General features: G+C 60.8%; 16 protein-coding genes and 1 tRNA gene. 12 read left to right on the top strand and 5 right to left on the bottom strand.

Features of this window, described 5'->3' with window-relative positions:
• The first annotated feature begins 37 nt into the window (after positions 1-37).
• The 7 genes from CS903_RS05640 to CS903_RS05610 all read left to right on the top strand — a co-directional run bounded on the left by CS903_RS05640 (position 38) and on the right by CS903_RS05610 (position 5172).
• The gene (locus CS903_RS05640) at positions 38-1063 is read left to right on the top strand and encodes an NAD(P)H-dependent glycerol-3-phosphate dehydrogenase (RefSeq protein WP_099332584.1); all 1026 of its coding nucleotides are present in this window, start codon (positions 38-40) and stop codon (positions 1061-1063) included.
• Between the two features lie 9 nt (positions 1064-1072).
• Positions 1073-2200, top strand: a complete 1128-nt coding sequence (locus CS903_RS05635; protein ID WP_099332583.1) for a D-alanine--D-alanine ligase family protein — start codon at positions 1073-1075, stop codon at positions 2198-2200.
• Positions 2201-2276: 76 nt separating this feature from the next.
• The gene (locus tag CS903_RS05630; protein WP_099332582.1) at positions 2277-3191 is read left to right on the top strand and encodes a DcsG N-terminal domain-containing protein; all 915 of its coding nucleotides are present in this window, start codon (positions 2277-2279) and stop codon (positions 3189-3191) included.
• On the top strand, positions 3191-3601 hold the full coding sequence (locus CS903_RS05625; protein ID WP_099332662.1) for a metallopeptidase family protein: 411 nt from the start codon (positions 3191-3193) through the stop codon (positions 3599-3601). Before CS903_RS05630 ends, CS903_RS05625 begins: the two co-directional genes overlap by 1 nt.
• A 75-nt stretch (positions 3602-3676) precedes the next feature.
• Positions 3677-3752, top strand: a tRNA-His gene (locus CS903_RS05620).
• A gap of 144 nt (positions 3753-3896) precedes the next feature.
• Positions 3897-4550 carry an alpha/beta fold hydrolase gene (locus CS903_RS05615; protein WP_099332581.1) on the top strand — a complete coding sequence of 218 codons (654 nt, stop codon included), beginning with the start codon at positions 3897-3899 and terminating at the stop codon, positions 4548-4550.
• 112 nt (positions 4551-4662) lie between these two features.
• A complete protein-coding gene (locus tag CS903_RS05610; protein ID WP_099332580.1) occupies positions 4663-5172 on the top strand; it encodes a macro domain-containing protein in 510 nt (169 codons plus the stop codon).
• A gap of 121 nt (positions 5173-5293) precedes the next feature.
• Here the strand turns inward: CS903_RS05610 and CS903_RS05605 are convergent, their stop codons facing one another.
• A complete protein-coding gene (locus CS903_RS05605) occupies positions 5294-5866 on the bottom strand; it encodes a MarR family winged helix-turn-helix transcriptional regulator (RefSeq protein WP_099332579.1) in 573 nt (190 codons plus the stop codon).
• Between the two features lie 72 nt (positions 5867-5938).
• Here CS903_RS05605 and CS903_RS05600 point away from each other — a divergent pair, with 72 nt between their 5' ends.
• On the top strand, positions 5939-8125 hold the full coding sequence (locus CS903_RS05600; RefSeq protein WP_099332578.1) for an MMPL family transporter: 2187 nt from the start codon (positions 5939-5941) through the stop codon (positions 8123-8125).
• Between the two features lie 60 nt (positions 8126-8185).
• On the opposite strand, the gene CS903_RS05595 is transcribed toward CS903_RS05600, so the two are convergent.
• Positions 8186-9034, bottom strand: a complete 849-nt coding sequence (locus CS903_RS05595; RefSeq protein ID WP_099332577.1) for a Sir2 family NAD-dependent protein deacetylase — start codon at positions 9032-9034, stop codon at positions 8186-8188.
• Between the two features lie 132 nt (positions 9035-9166).
• On the opposite strand from CS903_RS05595, the gene CS903_RS05590 reads away from it, so the two are divergent.
• The 3 genes from CS903_RS05590 to CS903_RS05580 all read left to right on the top strand — a co-directional run bounded on the left by CS903_RS05590 (position 9167) and on the right by CS903_RS05580 (position 13138).
• On the top strand, positions 9167-10162 hold the full coding sequence (locus tag CS903_RS05590) for a pirin family protein (protein ID WP_099332576.1): 996 nt from the start codon (positions 9167-9169) through the stop codon (positions 10160-10162).
• Between the two features lie 84 nt (positions 10163-10246).
• Positions 10247-12547, top strand: coding sequence for an AAA family ATPase (locus CS903_RS05585; RefSeq protein WP_099332575.1), 2301 nt, complete (start codon positions 10247-10249; stop codon positions 12545-12547).
• A gap of 45 nt (positions 12548-12592) precedes the next feature.
• Positions 12593-13138, top strand: coding sequence for an NUDIX hydrolase (locus CS903_RS05580; RefSeq protein ID WP_099332574.1), 546 nt, complete (start codon positions 12593-12595; stop codon positions 13136-13138).
• A 20-nt stretch (positions 13139-13158) separates the two neighbouring features.
• On the opposite strand, the gene CS903_RS05575 is transcribed toward CS903_RS05580, so the two are convergent.
• Positions 13159-14508 (bottom strand): TrpB-like pyridoxal phosphate-dependent enzyme, encoded by a 1350-nt coding sequence (locus tag CS903_RS05575; RefSeq protein WP_099332573.1) that lies wholly within the window; start codon positions 14506-14508, stop codon positions 13159-13161.
• Positions 14509-14564: 56 nt separating this feature from the next.
• On the bottom strand, positions 14565-15935 hold the full coding sequence (locus tag CS903_RS05570; protein WP_099332572.1) for a DNA recombination protein RmuC: 1371 nt from the start codon (positions 15933-15935) through the stop codon (positions 14565-14567).
• Between the two features lie 235 nt (positions 15936-16170).
• Here CS903_RS05570 and carB point away from each other — a divergent pair, with 235 nt between their 5' ends.
• Positions 16171-19416: a carbamoyl-phosphate synthase large subunit gene (gene carB / locus CS903_RS05565; protein ID WP_099332571.1), complete on the top strand. Its 3246-nt coding sequence runs from the start codon at positions 16171-16173 to the stop codon at positions 19414-19416.
• On the opposite strand, the gene CS903_RS05560 is transcribed toward carB, so the two are convergent.
• Entirely contained in the window at positions 19413-20294 is an 882-nt protein-coding gene (locus tag CS903_RS05560) for an HAD family hydrolase (RefSeq protein ID WP_164996693.1), read from the bottom strand. The two genes, carB and CS903_RS05560, sit on opposite strands and share 4 nt — an antisense overlap.
• Positions 20295-20348 lie beyond the last annotated feature (54 nt).

Genomic DNA, 20348 nt, shown 5'->3' with positions numbered 1-20348 from the left:
CAATAGAGGTAGCACAACTAATTCTAAGGGGTCCACGGTGGGACGAACAGAGCGTCATGTTGCAGTTTTGGGTACAGGGTCCTGGGGGACCACTTTCGCGCAGGTTCTGGCGGATGCCGGGCATGAAGTGCGCATGTGGGGGCGTCGCGAAACCGTCGTTGACATGGTCAACTCCAGAGAAAACTCGGCATATTTGCCAGGGGTGGAACTAGCGGAAAGTATCTCTGCCTCCACCGACCTCGAACAGGCAGTCCACGGGGCGAAGGCCGTGTTTCTGGCGGTTCCCGTCAGCGTCACCGGGCAGATGGTGGGCCGGGCTGTTGAGTTCGCTCCGGACGTTCCCTACGTGTCACTTTCGAAGGGGATCGAACCCGGCACCATGCGGACCGTCTCCCAGCTAATGGGTGCGGCGGGCAACCTGGATGCGGCTCAGCTCGCGGTGATCTCGGGGCCGAACCTGTCAATGGAGATCGCCATGCACCAGCCCACGGCCTCGGTCGTGGCCAGCACGGATGTTGAGACGGGCAAGATGATCGCCCAACTGTGCCACAACGACTACTTCCGTCCCTACGTCAGTAGCGACCTCCTCGGGGTTGAGGTGGCGGGTGCGGCAAAGAACGTCATCGCCCTCGCCATCGGAGCTTCCGAGGGCATGGGTTTGGGTGCCAACACCCGCGCCACTTTGATCACCCGCGGCCTGGCTGAGATGACCCGACTGGGGGTAGCGCTCGGAGCCAAGCCCAGCACGTTCTCAGGCCTCGCGGGGGTTGGCGACCTGGTTGCTACCTGCTCGTCGCGACTGTCCCGCAACTACTCGCTGGGGTTCCGCCTGGGCAAGGGGATGAGCCTCGAGGAGGCGCTGGCGCTGTCCCCGGGTATTGCCGAGGGCGCCAAGACTGCCGTCCCGATGCTGCAGCTGGCGCAGGACCACGACGTCGACATGCCGATTACGCGCGGTGTCGTCGAGGTGGTGGAGGGCCGCGCCACCGTCGCCGACATGGGAGAGATGCTTCTGGGTCGACCAAAAAAGATGGACGGCTGGGAGATCGAGCTGCTGGACTAGAGTTTCCTCATGACTGATTCGCAGCGCCCTCTTGTCGTCGTCCTCTTCGGGGGGACTTCCGGGGAACACCAGATTTCGTGTGCCACCGCCGGGGGCGTCCTCGCCTCCATCAACGAGGAGGTGTGGCAGACCTTCGCCGTGGGAATCTCCCCTGAGGGACTGTGGGTCCCAATGCCGAATGACCCTTCGGCCTACGCCCTCAGCGACAGTGGCGGATACACGGTTGAGGCCGGTGACCTGCGAGTCGCGATTCTTCCCGGCACCAAGACCCTGATTCAGTACGAGGTCGATGAGGCGGGCGCGATGATCGTCGCCACTGTCACCACAATCGGTGAGATTGATGTGGTCTTCCCGTTGCTGCATGGACCATTTGGTGAGGACGGAACCCTGCAGGGTCTCCTGGAGATGTCCGGCATCCGCTACGTCGGCTGCGGCGTGGCGTCCTCGGCGGTGTGCCAGGACAAGTACCTCACCAAGACGGTGCTCGGTGCCGCGGGCATTGATGTGGGGGAGTGGACCACTTTCACCAGGGTCGACTGGCAGGGGGACGCGGCCTCGTGTCGCGAGCGCATCGGGCAACTGGGCTACCCGGTGTTCGTGAAGCCAACCCGCGCCGGCTCCTCATTGGGGATTTCTAAAGTCGATGGTCCCTCCGAGCTGGATGCGGCGGTCGAAGAGGCCATGTCCCACGACCCCCGCGTGATAGTGGAGGCCGCCAGTCCCGGCCGAGAGGTGGAGTGCGGCGTCCTCGGGACCGCGGACGGTTCCCTGACAGCTTCGGCCATCGGCGAGATTCGTGTCCTCACGGAAGAGTTCTACGACTACGAGTCCAAGTACTTCGACCCCAATGCCGTCGCCCTCGACTGCCCGGCAGACCTGCCCGAAGGAGTGGCACGGCGGATCCAGGAGACCGCCCTCGTCGCCTTTGAGGCGGTGGAGGGAGAGGGAATTTCCCGCATCGACTTCTTCTACAACGAAGAGACGGGACGACTGATCCTCAACGAGATCAACACTTTGCCCGGCTTCACCCCGGCGTCGCTGTATCCGACCATGTTTGGTGCCGTGGGTATCACCTACCCGCAGCTGGTGCACGCCCTGATCGAAGAGGCGGCGGCTCGTCCGGAGGGGCTTCGTTAGAAGGAGAGGATTTCGTCCTCGACGATAAAGCGTCAAGCAGCGTAGGAAGTTCTGGCGACCCGGTATCCTGAGGTCTATGAGCAAACCAAAGGTGACCCTTGCGACCGCGGCTTCGATGCCGAACCTCTACCCGGATGAGAACGGGCTGCTTGACGCGCTTGCAGAACGCGGCATGGACCCCCAGATCAAGGTCTGGACGGATCCGGATGTCGACTGGGAGGCGGCGGGAATGGTCGTCGTTCGTTCGGTGGTTGACTACGCGAGGGACCGTAAGAAGTTCCTCGCGTGGGCGAGGACGGTGCCGCGACTGCTGAACAGTGCGGATGTGCTGACGTGGAACTCGGACAAGCACTATCTGCAAGAGCTGGCAAGCCGTGGCCTGCCGACGATTCAGACCACCTGGATCCAGGCTTCGAAGAACTACGAGAAGCGTCAGGTTCACGCCCGATTCCCCGCCTTCGGTGACTTTGTCGTTAAGCCAACCGTGTCTTCGGGTGTGCGTGACATTGGCCGTTACTCGACTCTTGATCTGTCCCAGCGTCAGGCCGCCATCGGACAGGCCATGGGGCTGCTGGCTGAAGGTCGCGACGTCATGGTGCAGCGCTACCGCGAAGAGATTGATGTTCACGGTGAAATGTCACTGGTCTTCTTCAACGGGCTGCTCTCTCACGCCGTGCAGAAGAAGGCGCTGCTGCACCCCTCAGAGGTTACGGACCGTTCGATTCGTGAGGCCGTGACCGAGGCGCACATTCCCACCGAGCAGGAACTTATGTGGGGTGAGCAGATTCGTGCGGTCATCCACGACTACGTGCGCTCGCGCATTGGCCGTGATGAGCAGTTCCTTTACAACCGCGTGGACGTGGTGCCGGATGGGGAAGGGTCGTTCCTGGTGATGGAGATCGCCCTCGTCGACGCCGACCTCTATGTGGACGCGACTCCCGAGGCCATGGGTAACTTCGCTGACGCCATTGGCATGCGTGCGTTTTGGTGATGAACGAGGACGCGGCTGGTGGGGAGGCCGAGGCGCCTCCCCTTCCAACCGCACCCGGTGACCCAGAGTCGCCAATCACCGACGAAGAGTTTGAAGAAATGGTGGAGCAGGCGCTGGAGCGCGTCCCCGCTCACTTCACCGAGGCGGTGGAGAACTGCGCCTTCATCGTTGAGGGTGAGGCGCCCCGGGGATCACGCAGCCTGCTCGGGGTGTATCGTGGGGTTCCGGCGACCGAACGCGGCTTCTATGCCGGTGCCATGCCGGACACAATCACCATCTACCAGAGCAACATTGTGCGCATCTACAAGACCCGTGAGGCCGTCAAAGAAGAGGTATACCGCACAGTCGTTCACGAGATAGGGCACTATTTCGGCCTGGATGATGATGAACTGGATGAACTGGGTTGGTGAGTGGTCTTTGACCCTGATTAGGTCTGCTAGTATCTGTACTTGCTGTTGAAGGTTGGAAAACCAAAAGTAGCAATGGTGGCTGTAGCTCAGTTGGTAGAGCCCCGGCTTGTGGTGCCGGTTGTCGCGGGTTCAAGTCCCGTCAGCCACCCCATATGGGAGAGGTTCAAACCCTCGCTGATAGTCCTAACTTTCGCGAAGGTTTGGACCTCATTCTTTTTCTACGGTGGGTGTTCCGGTCGAGGTATCTGCCAAGGGAGCCAGGTACGACTCAACGCCCCGCGGCTATTGTGGGGCAATGGCAACCAAGACACATTCAGTCGTGTTCCTGCACGGGATAGGCGCTGGCCCCAACTCTTGGAGTGCCCAAATCGCTGCACTCCCTGATGGTTTCACCGGAAGCGCCCCGAACTTACTTGACTTCATCGGTGCAGAAGGTGAGGGGTTTTCACTCACCGTCGTGGCCGACGCAGTTCGTGATTTGCTTGATCAGCGGGGTATCGGACAGGTGCACCTATGCGGGCTGTCGTTTGGTGCGATGGTTGCCACCCGGTTCGCTATCGACTACCCGGAGCGGGTGGCGTCACTTGTGCTCTCTGGAGGTCAGGTTCGTCCTAACCCCCTACTGATGAAGGTGCAGAACTCGATCATGCGGGTCCTCCCAGCCAGGTTGCTTACCCAGCCAGGTATGAGCAAGCAGCGGATGCTCACCATCCTCCGCTCCGTCGGCGAAACGGACTTCCGAGCAGAGCTGCCGCAGATCGCTGCTCCGACCCTTGTAATGTGTGGGCGCAGAGACCTTCCAAACCTTGCCGCCGCAAGGGAACTTGCTGCCAGCATTCCAGCGGCTGAGCTACAGCTTGTGCCCAACGCCGGCCACGAGTGGAACATCCACCAAGCCGACGAGTTCAGTAGGCGCCTGAACACCTTTTACCTGAACCAGACATCGTGACATTGGGTATCTGGATCAAGGCAGGCTCGGAGCACATTGCGAGAGCTAGTGCTCTGCTGATGCTGAACGTCGTCGATATCCTGGATGAGGACGAGATCAGGAAGGCGCGGCTATGAGAATCACGGCGGTTCTTGGGGACATCACTGAGCAGCACGTTGATGCTGTCGTCAATGCGGCGAACGAGCGCATGCGAGGTGGTGGCGGTGTGGATGGCGCCATCCATCGGGTAGGTGGACCCCAGGTACTCCAGGACTGCATCGAGCGATTCCCTAATGGGCTCGTGACAGGTGACGCTGGCTGGACGATTGCGGGGGACCTCCCTGCCAACTGGGTGATCCATACCGTCGGCCCGAACTATGCCGCAGGACAGCGTGACCGCGGGCTGTTGGAGTCTTGTTATCGCCGGGTTCTTCAGGTGGCGGACGAACTCGGTGCTCAGACGATTGCTGTTCCGCTTTTGAGCGCCGGAGTTTACGGATGGCCAGAGCGTGACGCGATCAATGCGGCAGTAACCACGCTGGCTAGTACCCCAACCAATGTTGAAGAGGTGCGAATCGTTGCCTTTTCAGAGCACCTGCTCCAGCTTGTTGAAGATGAGCTGGCTGCTGAAAGTCTTCGGTAACTTCCGCGAGCAGTGCTACTGAGGCCGGACCTTCGAGTCCGCGATGGTGCTCGTCTTTTCGTGGGCTGACTGAAGCAAAGAACAGGGAGACTTCGGCTGTTCAGAGGGATTTCCCAGATGACTAGCTGTGCTCGGTAGCCCAGGCCTCGTTAGAAATGTCGAGTTCACCGGCCATATCCCACAGGAAGCGTGCCACGACCTCCCTTTCCTTCGGTGTTAAGCGGGCAGCTGCGTGGAAGCGTTTGGCCTGCTGGCGCCCGACCGTGGACATTGCGGCCTCACGCGTCTGTGGCGTGATTGCGAGGGCGATGGCGCGCCGGTCATCGGGGTGAATGGAACGGGTGATGTGTCCGCCGCGCTCAAGTCGATCGAGCAGCTTGGTAGTTGACGCCGTGGAGATCTTGAGGTGAGCGGCAAGCATGCTTGGGGTGGCTATCTCGCCACTGTTGGCCGTGACGATGAGGTAGTGCAGGGCCCGCATGTCGTTCCGGCCCAGTTTCATATAGGTCAAAGATGCCTCAGTGAGCAGGTCCTCGGCATCCCTTAGCGCCTTCAGGGCAGACATGATTTTCCCGATCTGGCGCATTGAGGCGTCATCCATCTGGGATCGATCAACCAGCCTGCTATCGGGGTCATTTGCTTCGACATCGTAGAGACCCGGGACATCATCTGGAATTGAAGTATTACTCGCCATGGTGTTATATTAGCCCACATCATTTATTAGCCAAGCTAGATAAAGCAACTTGGCTAGGTAAGGTTGGAAATTATGAAAACTGAGCTGGCAAAACAGCAGGCGAAGCCTAGACATGAGGGGCAGAAGGGTCGACGTTGGGCAAGAATCCTGATTCCCGCTCTGCTGATCCTTCTGTGGCTCGCTGCCGGAAGTGTGGGTGGCCCCTACTTCGGCCGTGTTGGTGAGGTCTCCTCCAATGAGCAGGGTGCCTACCTTCCGTCCTCATCCGATGCGACCCAGGTGCAGGAACGCCAGGCTGACTTCCGCGACTCCGACGCCATTCCGGCGGTGGTGGTTATCGAGGGCGACTCCCCGCTGACACCAGAACAGCTGGGGCAGCTCAGTGAGGCCGTTGCAGCCCTCCCACAGAATGTGGCAGGAGTGTCAACCGAAGTCTCTCCCCTCATTCCGTCCGAGGACGGCCTGGCCGCCCAGGTATTCGTCCCCATCGAGGATCCAGACAACGTCCTCGAAATCACCGCGGCAATAGGCGACGATCTGCGGGCTTCAGCCCCCGAGGGTGTTCAGGTCTACGTCACCGGGCCGGCTGGGTTCACGTCCGACCTCGCCAACGCATTTGCTGGGATTGACGGGCTTCTCCTCGGTGTCGCCCTCATCGCTGTTTTCATCATCCTGGTCGTTGTCTACCGCTCTCTACTTCTGCCGGTGGCGGTCCTGACCACCAGCATGATGGCGCTGACGGTCGCGCTGCTGACCAACTGGTGGCTAGCGAAGGCCGGACTGTTCATGCTGTCCGGGCAGACCCAGGGCATCCTCTTCATCCTCGTCATTGGTGCCGCCACCGACTACTCGCTTCTTTACGTCTCCCGCTACCGGGAAGAGTTGAGAAAGACGCGGGACAAGGGGGTCGCAACCAGGCAGGCTCTGCGAGCGTCTGTGGAACCGATTCTGGCTTCCGGTGGAACGGTTATCGCCGGGTTGTTGTGCCTGCTTCTGTCTGACCTCAAGTCCAACAGTGCGCTGGGTCCGGTGGCGTCAATCGGCATCGTGTTCGCGATGCTGGCCGCCCTCACCCTGCTTCCTTCGATCCTCTTCGCGTTCGGTAGGGCGGCGTTTTGGCCGCGAGTTCCCCACTATGAACCCGAGGTCGTTGCCGAAGAACACGGCATGCCGGTTGGGATCTGGGCTCGCCTAGCCAAGAAGATTCGCTCCAACCCACGTCCCATCTGGGTGGTCACGGTAGTTGTCCTCATTGCCGGGGTGTTCGGCGCGGGACAACTCAACGCCTCCGGTGTCTCGCAGTCCGACCTCATTCTGGGCCCCAGTGAAGCCCGCGACGGACAGGTCGTCCTGGGGGACCACTTCCCGGGTGGTTCCGGCAGCCCCATGTACGTCTTGACAACCGAGGACGAACTGCAGCCGACGGTGGATACCCTGCTTAGCCTAGAGGGCGTGGATAGCATCGCGGTTACGGCCGCAGACTCACCGAGTGGTACCGCCCTCGTCACCGCCGAGGGAATCCAGGCATTCGGACCGCCTGGAACCCCGGCACCAGAGCCAACCGTATCCAACGGTGAGGTGCTGCTTCAGGTCACCCTGACCGACGCCGCGGACTCCGAGGCAGCAGAGCAAACCATTCGTACTGCACGAGCCGAACTGACCGACACCGGCGCCCTCATCGGCGGGGTAACGGCAACGGCAGTGGACACGAACGACGCCTCGGTTCACGACCGCACCCTCATCATTCCCGTGGTGCTGGTGGTCATCCTGGTGATCCTTATGCTGCTGCTGCGTTCAGTGGTGGCGCCCCTGATCCTCATTGGCACGACCGTCCTCTCCTTCGGGACCGCCCTCGGTGTTGCCGCGCTGATGTTCAACCACGTCTTCAAGTTCCCGGGAGTTGACCCCGCGGTGCCGCTGTACGGCTTCGTGTTCCTGGTTGCCCTGGGGATTGACTACAACATCTTCCTGATGACCCGGGTGCGGGAGGAATCGATCAAGCACGGGACTCGCGACGGAATCTCACGCGGTCTAGCCATTACTGGTGGAGTTATCACCTCGGCCGGTCTGGTCCTCGCGGCGACGTTTGCGGCGCTTGCGGTCATACCCATCCTGTTCCTGGTGCAGATAGCCTTCATCGTTGCGTTCGGCGTTCTGCTGGACACGTTCATCGTGCGGTCGCTGCTTGTGCCGGCCCTGGCCACGGACATCGGGCGCGCGATCTGGTGGCCGTCGAAGTTGGCGAAGGGCGGGGAGTAGCCAGCTTCAGGCCCTTGGATGGCGCTTTCTCGAGTGAAATCTAAGGCGGTGCCGTCAGCGCTAGGCCCCGAGCCTCCCAGCCAGGGCCCCCAGCCAGTCGGTGGTGCCACCTTCGATGCGCACGGCGATGGAGGGGCGTGAGTCGATGGCGGTGGGGCCGCGGTTGATGATGCCGATGGGAAGGTCCCTGGCTTCAGCGCGGTTGATGACCCGGATCGGGGTGTTCACAGCAAGGGATGAGCCCGCCACCAGCAGTGCTCCGGCCCCTGCCAGGATCTCTTCGGCGAGGGCGAAGGTTGTGGTGGGGACGTGTTCGCCGAAGTAGACGACATCGGGACGCAGCTGGCCTCCGCAGGCAGGGCAGATCGGCACGACGACCTCGTCAACATCCCGCACGTCAGCATCACCGTCCGGTGTCAGTTGGGCGTCACGGTTCTTCTCCACGAAACCGGGGTTAGCGACGTCGAACCACGCCAGAGTTTCCTCACGGTTCCAGCGGTGTCCATTCTCAACACAGCGCATGATCGACCCGTTACCGTGCAGTTCGGCTACCTTCTTCGAACCAGCTCGGCGGTGTAGTCCGTCGGTGTTCTGCGTGATGACACCCGAGAGTAGGCCGGCCGCTTCAAGGCGGGCCACAGCTCGGTGACCGTCATTGGGCTGAATCGACTTCCAGTGCTCGGTGCCGATCCGTGCTCCACCCCAGAAACGCTGCCGGTAGCGGTGCTCGGTGGAGAACTGGTGGACACTCATTGGGGTACGTGGGGGAGTGCCCTGGCCGCGGTAGTCGGGAATCCCCGAATCAGTACTTACCCCAGCACCCGTGATGAGGGCGACGGGGCCGTGGTCGAAAAGGTCAACCAGCAGGTCAAGCTGGGATTCATTAGGGGCAGTTTCAAAGTCAGGCATAGCCACTTCAGCATAGGTCGGATGGAACTTGTACCGAGGGTGAGATTGCCGTCCTTACAGACCGATTTGGAGCCCGCCACCCTAGGTGGGATGGAGAGCTTCCAAGGTATTCTCAAGCAACTAGGAGGGCAGATGAGCAACCAGGAAGCTGATCCACCGTTTGACGTCCTCGGCCCGGGCGAGGTTTGCACGGACGTGGAGGTGCTGGCGCCGCGTGCGGTCCCGCTCGGGGGCATCAGGGCGATGACCGTGCACCGCACCCTGCCGCAGAGAGAACGATCATTGGTTGGCTCATGGTGCTTTCTGGACCACTACGGACCCGACGACGTCGCAGCCACAGGGGGAATGGTGGTGCCACGCCACCCTCACACCGGACTCGCCACCGTGTCGTGGATCTTCACCGGACGTATCCACCACCTTGACTCCAACGGGGTAGCGGCTGAGGTGCTTCCAGGGGAGCTGAACCTGATGCTGGCTGGAAGCGGGATCACCCACCAGGAGATTAGTAGTGAGGACACCACCGTGCTTCACGGTGTCCAGCTCTGGTATGCGCTGCCTGACGCGACGCGCTTCTCAGCCAAGGACTTTGCCCACTATCGGCCTGAGCCAGTGTCCTTCCCGGGAGGGGAAGCCCGGGTGTTCATCGGTTCGCTGCTCGGCTCGACCTCACCGGTCCAAACGCGTACCGCCGAACTGCTCGGGGTCGAGTTCGTCCTCGCCCCAAACGCTCAAGTCGAGTTCGCAACTCGTGAGGACTTTGAGTACGCCGCGCTTGCGGAGAGCGGGAACATTCGGGTGAACGACACTTTGGTCGAACACCGGCAACTCGGCTACGTGCCGCCGGGGTCGAGGACGATGCGGCTTACGGCTGGTCCGGAGGCGACACGCATAATTCTGCTCGGTGGGATCCCGTTTGATGAGCAGATCGTCATGTGGTGGAACCTCGTCGGGCGTAGTCACGACGAGATCGAAGAGTTTCGGCGTCGCTACCAGGCCGAACTGGGCTTCGAAACGGAAGATCCCCGCGACAGGGGGAAGCCAGCCCTTTTTGGCCCCTATCCGGAGGGGCAACTGCCGCCGCTCCCAGCACCGAAGATGCCCAATGTCAGATTGCGAGCCCGCTCGTGAGTGAAGGTTCGTCTTCCTCGGGCGTCTAATGTGAGGTCGGTTTTGCCTCCGGAATGGAAGTCCGAAGCGGACTAGGATTGTGGGATGTCAAAACCCGACCTTGTCATGACAGCGGAGTTTGAGCGGGCTCTCGAGCTGCTCCATTCCGGTGAGAATGTCTTCGTAACGGGCAAGGCGGGAACCGGTAAGTCGACCCTGGTGCGGAACTTCCTGGCCACCACCAAACGCAAGGCTATTACGGTGGCGCCAACTGGTATCGCTGCCCTCAACGTCGGCGGTTACACGATCCACCGCCTCTTCTCATTCCGTCCGGGTGACGACGACTCTCGGGCGCGTAGCGCCAGCTACCGACCCACCCGCTTTCAGAAAGCTTTGGCCCGTCTCGACACGCTGATCGTCGATGAGGTTTCGATGCTCCGGGCGGACCTCTTCGATGCCATGGCGATCGCCCTTGAACGTTTTGGCCCCCGCCCTGGTGAGCCGTTCGGAGGGGTGCAGTTAGTGCTGGTGGGGGACCTCTACCAGTTGCCGCCGGTGGTTCACGAGGACGAACGGGCCTACTTTGAGGAGAAGTACGGGACGCCGTTCTTCTTCTCTGCTCAGTACTTCAAGCGGGACCGGTTCCCCACGGTAGAACTCTCTACTGTCTTCCGGCAGATTGGTGACTACCAACTGGTATCCCTTCTGAATGGGGTGCGGGATGGGGCATTGCTCAACGACGCCCGTTCGCTGCTGAACCAGCGCACCAACCCCGGTTTTGAGCCGCCCCTTAATGAGTTCTGGCTGACTTTGACCACCACCAACCGGGTTGCCAAAGCCCGAAATGATGAAATGCTGGCGAGGTTATCAACCCCGATCTATCGCTTCGAGGCCGTCGTGACCGGAGAGAAGGATGCGTTCGAGTTTCCTGCTGAGCAGTCACTTGACCTTACGGTTGGGGCTCAGGTCATGTTTCTTAATAATGACCAGAACGACCACTGGGTGAACGGCACCCTGGGCCGCATTGAAGGCATCACCCCCTCTGAGTCGGTGACTGTCCGAACCCGGGACGGTGATCTTGTTGAGGTCGAACCCCACGAATGGGAAATCACCAGGCCGGAGGTCAAGGACGGGCGCCTGCGCCACAAGTCAGTTGGCAGCTTCACCCAGTTACCCCTCAAGTTGGCCTGGGCCATCACGATCCACAAGAGCCAGGGGCAAACCCTCGACAGGGTGATGGTGGATCTCAGCGGAGGCACATTCGCGAGCGGGCAGCTCTACGTGGCACTGAGTCGCTGCACCAGTCTTGAGGGTCTGGTTCTGAAGCGGGACGTACTACCTCGGGACCTGAAGACCGACAATCGGGTACGCCGTTACCTCGAATCAAGCAAGCGCCACGGTAGTGCTCGGGGCGAGGTCTACCTGTCGGCTCTGATGGTGGGCAGTGAAGGGGACCGTTACCGTCCCCGACCCGTCGAAATAGCGGCGGTGACCGAGGACGGTCAGGAGCTCTCCACCCTCATCAACCCCACATGCGACCTCTACAACGCCAAGGCCGACTACGGCATAGCGGTGAGGGACATTCAGTTTGCTCCCGTGCTCACCGAAGCCTGGGCGGCCCTGGCTCCAGTCCTGAGTGGTCGCGTGCCCGTTGGCCTAGACATTGACAACCTCCTCGGTCAGATCGACTCAGAGTTGAAGCGAGGTGGGGTGGTGGTTGAAATGCCGGTGGGGAAAGAACTCTCCACCCTTGACCTGCATCTTGATCTGCGCCGCGCTTTGACCCGGGGGAGTGCTCTGGACCGGGCCCGCGCCATTCGTGATGCAGCCGCAGGTGTGTCCCGTGAAGACGGTCTACCTGATGAATGGGGGACGGCCTTTCCGGAAGCTGCGGCAGGTCCCGGGATGCTGCTTACTCGACCTCCGCTTCACGCTGATCCCGGGGTGGCGAATCGCATGACACTGACTGGCCTGAAAGTCGGCAGCGCTGAGGCCGATGCCCTATTGCAGACCATGTGGGGCAGGATCCTCGGACCCGATCGGGAAGCCTTTGAGACAGCGCAGGCCCTGCGCGAGAAGTTTGGGGCCAGACCAGCCCGGGTGCCTGAGGACGACGGAACTCTTTTCGGGCCGCCCCAGGCACAGGATGTGTTGGTCCCCGGGGCCAGGGTCTGCTTCACGGGCACGGTGATGAACGATGACGGTCGCCTCATGTTCCGTGAAGAACTGGAGAGCCTGGCGGTCAAGCACGGCCTGGTTGTAACCCAGACTGTCACCAAGACCAAGATGGATGTCCTTGTGGTGGCTGAGAGGGGAACGCAGTCGGGCAAGGCCAAGAAGGCTGCCCAGTACGACAAACCCATCATTGCGGCCGAGGAGTTCCTGGAGTGGTGTGAGGCAAACTAGCCACCACGCGGTAGTTGGTAAGAAGCAGATTGAGGGAGTGGGCGAATGAACCCGACTGTGTCTAAGACGCTGGAAGAGTGTCGCGTGAATGGGATCGACCTGGGAGAACTTTTCTCCGAGTACGTTGAGTTCGCGGAGGACGAGAACCACGATTACCGAGAGACGTCTGCGGCGCAACACTTTACGGCCAGCGCCTACGTGTTCAACCCGGACCTCACTGAGATACTGCTCTGCTTCCATAGAAAAGGTCAGTTCTGGGTGCAGTTCGGTGGACACATCGAGTCCCAGGACCAGTCCCTGTTTGCGGCTGCGCAGCGGGAAGGGTTAGAGGAAAGTGGGCTGAGCACCCTTGAGGCACTCAGCCCACTGCCGGTCGATTTAGACCGCCACGCCCTCTCATCTTCCTTTGGTACCTGCCGGGTTCACTGGGACATTGGCTTTGCCTTCGCAGCCCGACGGAATGACACCGTCGCGGTCAGCCATGAGAGTGAGGACGTGAAATGGTGGCCGGTCAATGCGCTACCTGTGGACGCCACGGAGGACCTGCCACGCAGAGTTTCACGCGCGCTGGAGACTCTGCGTCGCGCGTGACCCTGGGAAGAACGGTGCCCCTACTTCTTGACCGGGCTCTCGTAGTTGCCGACGAATGCGGAGTACGACGGTAGGTCCAGTTGGCCGTGACCGGAGACCCCGATGACCACGACTTCCTCTTCGTCGGAAGCGTTGATGCGGTCGATGGCAGCGGCAAGGGCGTGGGTGGACTCTGGGGCAGGGACGATTCCCTCGGTTCGCGCCAGCAGGATGCCCGCATTGAAAGCATCCTGCTGTTCAATGGCAACCGGATCGACATAACCCAGCTTGACAGTGTGGCTGAGAGCCGGGGACATGCCGTGATACCGCAGTCCGCCCGCGTGGATGGGATCCGGGACGAAGTCCTTGCCCAGCGTGTACATCTTGAGCAGGGGAGTCATGCCGGAGAAGTCACCGTGGTCATAGCGGTACTCTCCCTGAGTCAGTGAGGGACATGCGGCCGGTTCAGCAGCAATGACCCGGGTTGTGGCCTGCCCCGAAATCACATCCTTGAGGAAGGGGAAAGCCAGTCCCGCCAGGTTGGAACCACCGCCGGCGCAACCCACCACCACGTCGGGGGCGCCCTCACCGGCCTCTTCGAGTTGGGCTTGGGCTTCCTGGCCAATGACCGTCTGGTGGAGGACGACGTGGTTGAGGACGGAACCGAGGGCGTAGCGCGCCTGCGGGTCTTTCATCGCCACCTCAACAGCCTCACTGACCGCCATACCCAGACTTCCAGTGGTTTCGGGTTGCTGAGCCAAAATGGCTCGACCGGCCTCAGTTAGCTCTGAGGGACTGGAGTGAACTTTGCCGCCGTAAAGTTCCATTAGGTAGCGGCGATAGGGCTTTGATTCATAAGAGGCCTTGACCTGCCACACCTCAACATCAATGTTGAACATGGCGCCAGCCAGTGCCAGGGATGAACCCCACTGACCCGCACCGGTCTCGGTGGTGAGCTTGGTGATGCCTTCAGCGGCGTTGTAGTAGGCCTGGGCTATGGCAGAGTTTGGCTTATGGCTGCCAACCGGAGAGGCCCCTTCGAACTTGAGGTAGATGCGGGACTTGGTTCCCAAGGCCTTCTCTAGGCGCCGGGCTCGAAGAAAGGGAGTGCGGCGGTAGGACGCATAAACCTCCCGGACGGGCTCAGGAATCTCGATGTACTGCTCGGTGGCTAGTTCCTGTTCCGCGAGGGCCCTTGGGAAGAGCGCCACCAGGTCGTCAACTGTGACTGGTTCGCCCGTTCCCGGATGCAGGTGGGGTGGAATGGGTTCCGCCAGGTCTGCCGCAATGTTGTACCAGGCCTTAGGAACAGTGGGATAGGGATCTACCGCTTCGTCAACCACACCTACGGTTGACTGTGAGGTCTGCTGGGGATCGGAAGTACTAGTCATGGAACACCTGCTGTTTCATCTCTGCACTGAACAAGGACTGGCCTGTGGCCTGCGCCTCAGGATAGTGAGGGCAGGCCAGTTGCAGAGTCTTTGACCAGTTCGTGGGAGGCCCCGCCCTCAATCTCAAGGTCCTCAACATTCCTCAGGCGACGTTCCACAGCGCGGGTCCTGCGTCCGGCCTCTTCAACCGTGTTCTGGGCAGTCTGCAACTGCTTGCCCAACTTTTCCCAGACCTGCCCGTACTTGACGAACTCTGCCTTTGCGGCAGCGAGAACCTGCCACACCTCTGAGGAACGCTTCTCGATAGCCAGGGTCTTGAAGCCCATCTGCAGGCTGTTGAGCAATGACATCAAGGTGGTGGGCCCAGTGATGATGATGCGCTTGTCACGCTGCAGATCAGCGGCGAAGCCGGGCATCCGAATGGCCTCTGCAAACAGTCCCTCAGTCGGTAGGTACATGATGGCGAAATCTGTGGAGTGGGGGACAGCAATGTACTTGGAACTGATTTGGGAGGCCTGGAACAGAAGTGCCTTTTCAAGTTCTTTCGTCGCCGCCGCGATAGCCCCGAGATCGCCGTCTTCCTGAGCCGCCAGCAGGCGCTCATACGGCTCCTGGGGGAACTTGGAGTCGATAGGGAGGTAGACGGTGGTGTTTTCGGTTCGCCCCGGAAGCGATACAGCAAACTCAACCCGCTCACCGGAGTTCGGCCGAATCTCTACGTTCTCTGCATACTGACCAACCGTGAGGATGTCCTCCAGCTGGCGGGCGAGCTGGACTTCACCCCATGCGCCACGGGTCTTGACGTTAGAAAGAACCCGCTTCAAGCCACCCACATCGGTGGCCAGATTCTGCATCTCACCAAGTCCACGTTGCACCTGTTCAAGGCGGTCAGAGACCAACTTGAACGACTCTCCCAACCTCTTCTCAAGTGTTCCCTGCAGTTTTTCATCAACCGTGACACGCATCTTTTCAAGGGAGGCCTCATTGTTCGCACGAAGCTTTTCCATCTCTGTTGCGTTGTCACGGCGCATTAGGAGGAGACCCTGGTTCTGTTCTTTAGCAAGTTCGGCGATCCGGTTTTCCATCTGGGTCAGCCGCTCTCCGAGAGTCCTCTGCAGTTCTTCCCTCATCGCTGACTCCGTCCTCATCCGGAGGGCAGCATCCTCGCTGTTCCTTGATGCCAGGGAGGAAAGTCGAGACTCCAGGACCTGCTGCAGTTCGACAGAACGAGACCCCTGGGTCGCCTCTATTACCCGCAACTGTTGGTTGACTGCCTCAACCTGGCCGAAGAGCACAGCTGGGTCGTAGCCTCCACCTCTTGCCCCTGCGGTTTCTGACGACCGGCGCAGAAGGAGCCCCGCTGCCACAGCGGCCACCGCGCTGGTAACCAGAACCAAAACCAAGAGCACAACCACCAGCGTGTCCATTGAGCCATCCCCTCAAAACCAGTTTCTACCAACCTCCACACCATAGAACCCCCCTCCGACAAGATGGACCCCTTGCCTCAGTTACCCGCAGAACCCGCCCCCATTACGCCCGCGACAAGGGGTTGCGCAAGTGCCTCCCCAGCGCTGAACGGAACCCGCGTCCTCCCCGCCTACCGCCCTAGGCTCTGCACCAGCCGCGATGTGCGGCCCACAGTCGAGGGGGTCGGAGGACCACATGCCCAAGCGGGATGACATTGACAAGGTGCTGATTATTGGTTCCGGCCCGATCGTGATCGGTCAGGCCTGCGAGTTCGACTACTCGGGAACCCAAGCCTGCAAAGCCCTGCGACGTCTTGGCTACAAGGTCGCCCTGGTCAACTCGAATCCCGCCACCATCATGACCGACCCGCTGATGGCTGATGAGACCTACATTGAACCCCTCACAGCAGGGTCCCTGGAGCGGGTGATTGCGGCCTCCCGTCCCGATGCTCTTCTGCCGAACCTGGGCGGTCAAACTGCCCTGAACCTCTCGGTGAAACTAGAGGAAGAGGGGACCTTGAAACGTCACGGAGTTTCAATGATCGGTATCACCCGTGACGTCATTGAACGCGGGGAGGATCGCGAGACCTTCAAGCGGGTCATGGCAGAGATCGGGGTTGAGACCCCGCGCTCGAAGACCGTCACCTCGGTCGAGGATGCGGTCACTTTTGCCGCCAGCACCGGTTACCCGGTCGTGGTTCGTCCCGCCTACACCATGGGGGGTGCGGGAGGTGGTTTCGTTGATGACGAGGACGAACTGGCGGAGGTCGCAGCTCGCGGAATCCAGGCTTCCCCCATCGACCAGGTTCTGATCGAAGAGTCGATCCTCGGGTGGCAGGAACTAGAGGTCGAGGTCATCCGGGACGCGAAGGACCAGATGATCTCGGTGTGCTTCATCGAAAACGTCGACCCCGTGGGTGTTCACACCGGGGACTCCTTCTGCACCGCGCCGATGCTCACCATCGAACCAGCGTTGCAGCGGCGACTGGAACAGATCGCCCACCTCATCGTCAGCGAGATCGGGGTTATCGGTGGAACCAATGTGCAGATGGCTCATGACCCGGCCTCTGGTCGCGTCGTCGTCATCGAGATCAACCCCCGCACCTCCCGTAGCTCTGCTCTGGCATCCAAGGCTACGGGGCTGCCCATCGCGATGGTCTCCACCCTGCTTGCAGCCGGTTTGACGCTGGATGAGATCCCCTACTGGCGCGATGGAACCCTGGAGAAGTACACCCCGGAGGGGGACTACGTCGTCGCCAAGATGGCCCGCTGGGCCTTTGAGAAGTTCCCGGCTGCAAAAGATCAGCTAGGCACCCAGATGCGGGCTGTTGGTGAAGTCATGAGCATCGCCCGGGACTACAAAGAGGCCCTCGGCAAAGCGGCTCGCAGCCTTGAGAACGGCCGTGACAGTCTGGGGCACGTGCCCGCCCTGCGCCAGATGGGGGAGGACGAGCTCCTGGAACTTGCAACCATTCCGTCCTCGAACCGCCAGTACGCGCTGTATGAGGCACTGCGTCGGGGGATTTCGGTTTCGCAGCTGGCAGAGGCCACCTCGATCACCCCCTGGTTCCTGGAACAGATGGCTCAGGTCGTGGCAGCCGAGGTCGATGTAACCCTCTACGACCTCAAGACGCTGCCCGGGGAAGTCCTGCGCACTGCCAAGCAGGCGGGCCTGAGCGATGCCTACCTCGCGGGGCTCCTCGGTGTCGCCGAATCCGAACTGCGCGCTGTCCGCCTGGGCTGGGGCATCAAACACCACTTCGGGACCGTCCCTGTTTCAGGGGTTGAGGACGCCGAGTACTACTACTCCACCTATTTCCCCGTTGAAACCGAGGGTGGGGAAGAGGAAAGGCCTCCGCACACCAAGCCTCGCATCATGGTTCTCGGCGGCGGTCCCAACCGCATCGGTCAGGGGATTGAGTTCGACTACTGCTGCGTTCACGCCGCCTACACCCTGCGGGAGTCCGGCTTTGAAACCATCATGGTCAACTGCAACCCTGAAACCGTCTCAACCGACTACGACACCGCTGATCGCCTCTACTTTGAACCGCTAACAGTCGAGGACGTCCTCGCCATTGTGGAGCGCGAGCAGCCCGATGGGGTGGTGTGCCAGTTCGGCGGACAGACCCCGCTCAACATTGCCCAGCAGCTCAAGGATGCCGGGGTTCCCATCATCGGCACCTCTCCGGAGACGATTGATCTGGCTGAGGACCGGGATCGTTTCCGGGCCTTGATGGATCGCTTGGAGATCCCCATGCCTAGCGCCGACATGGTGGTCACCGCGGATGCCGCGGTTCAGTCCGCCCACCAGATCGGCTACCCGGTGATCGTGCGCCCCTCCTATGTCTTGGGGGGACGGGGAATGGCCATCATTCACGATGACGAAACGCTGCGCAGTTACATGGAGAATGCCGAGGGCGTCTCTGAAAAGCGCCCCATTCTGATTGATCAGTTCCTTGAGAATGCGCTGGAATGCGAGGCCGATGCCCTGTGCGACGGCAGCGAGGCATTCGTTCCCGCAGTCATGGAGCACGTCGAGTACGCCGGAATCCACTCCGGTGATTCCGCGGCAATCATCCCCAGTATCTCGATTTCGGATACGGAACTGGAGACCATCAGGGACTACACCAGGCGGATTGCCGTTGAGCTTGGCGTCATCGGCCTTATCAACATCCAGTACGCCATTTCGGACGGAACCGTCTACGTCCTCGAAGCCAACCCACGCGCTTCAAGGACGGTCCCCCTGGTTTCGAAGATCTGTGACGTCAACATGGCATCCCTGGCCACCCGGCTCATGCTGGGGGAAACCCTCGCTGCGCTGAAGCTGAAGCAGCGGCATGTGCCCTACTTCGGGGTCAAGGAAGCAGTCTTCCCCTTCAATATGTTTCCCGAGGTCGATCCTGTTCTTGGCCCCGAGATGCGTTCGACCGGCGAGGTCCTGGGGTTGGCGACCTCACCCGGGCTGGCGTTCCACAAGTCTGAAGAAGCCGCCCTCGCACAGCTTCCCAGCGCCGGATGCGCCCTCATCACCATTGCGAGACGCGACCGTGTTGATGAGGGACCGGGTAGCCCCGGGGACAACCTGCTGCGCGCAGCTCGACTACTGGTGGAAAGTGGTTTCCAGCTGCTTGCAACCGATGGAACCGCGGACTATCTCGCCACCTACGGGATCCACGCCGAACTGATCTTCAAGGTTCACGAGGACGGACCCAGTGCCGTTGATGCCATTCGTAACGGGCAGGTTCAGCTGGTCATCAACACCCCGGCAGGAACCGAGTCTGAGTATGACGACAGCGTGCTGCGTAAAGCGGCCATTCGGGCGCGGGTTCCCTACGTCACTACCACCTCTGAGGCCTACATGGCAGCGCTCGGGATTGCCGAGCACCGAGAGGGTGGGGACGAGGTGCGGTCACTGCAGCAGTGGCACGCCCAGATTGCCTAGTTGAGGACGTGAGCGGAGGTCAGCCCCAGGTTCGCAAACGCCTGGGCAAGGCCACCTTCTTCAACAGAACCCGTGATGTGATCGGCGTGTTCTTTGACGCCCTGGTCTGCGCCCGCCATGGCAACGGCCTCACCGCAAACATCAAACATCTCGACGTCATTCCAACTGTCCCCGATTCCGATGGCGTTTTGGGTGGGGATAGCGAGGCGTCGAAGAACCTCTTCGATGGCGCTGCCCTTGTTTATCCCCCGCGGCGAAATCTCTCCGTTGGAACCGATTGAAACCGGCATGCTTCCGGGGACCAGGTGAAAGCGATCCCCGATATCATCGGCAATTACCCGCATGTCCAGGTCGGCCTCAGAAATGAACACCAGCTTGGCGGCATGTGTGAGATCGGCCTCTGAGACATCGGGGAAACCGGCGGCAAAGTTGGCGAAGGTATGGACCTCTTCAAGATCGTCTCCCGGCGTCAGCTGCTCGCGGAGGTAGGCGTCGTAGGCCAGCATGACGGCCTTCGCCGCCTCGGTGGTGTAGGTCTGATCGTGAGTTTGCACCAGGTAGGGAATCCCCCGCCCCTCGAAGTAGTTGATAAGGAACTGCATATCAGCCACTTCCATCGGACGTGACAGCACAGTTTCGTTGCCAATGTGGGCGAGTGCCCCACTGTTGGTGATCTCCCCGTCGAAGCCGATCTCACGAATATCGGGTTGCACATCGGCTTCACCGCGGCCGGTGGCAATGAAGACCAGGTGGCCGTTGCGTCGGGCTTCCCGCACGGCTTCTCTCGCTGAATCGAGGACGGGGGAGCCGTGGTTGACCAGGGTTCCATCAATGTCAACGAAGACAATACGACGCTCAGAAGTCAGTTGTGAAGTCATGTTTTTCATTGTCTCAGGCTGTCCGGAACTTCGAAACCAGAACCGGCTCACCAT

It is taken from the genome of Actinomyces minihominis (assembly GCF_900187855.1).
Taxonomy (GTDB): domain Bacteria; phylum Actinomycetota; class Actinomycetes; order Actinomycetales; family Actinomycetaceae; genus Scrofimicrobium; species Scrofimicrobium minihominis.
This window is presented reverse-complemented; position numbering and strand designations above follow the sequence as displayed.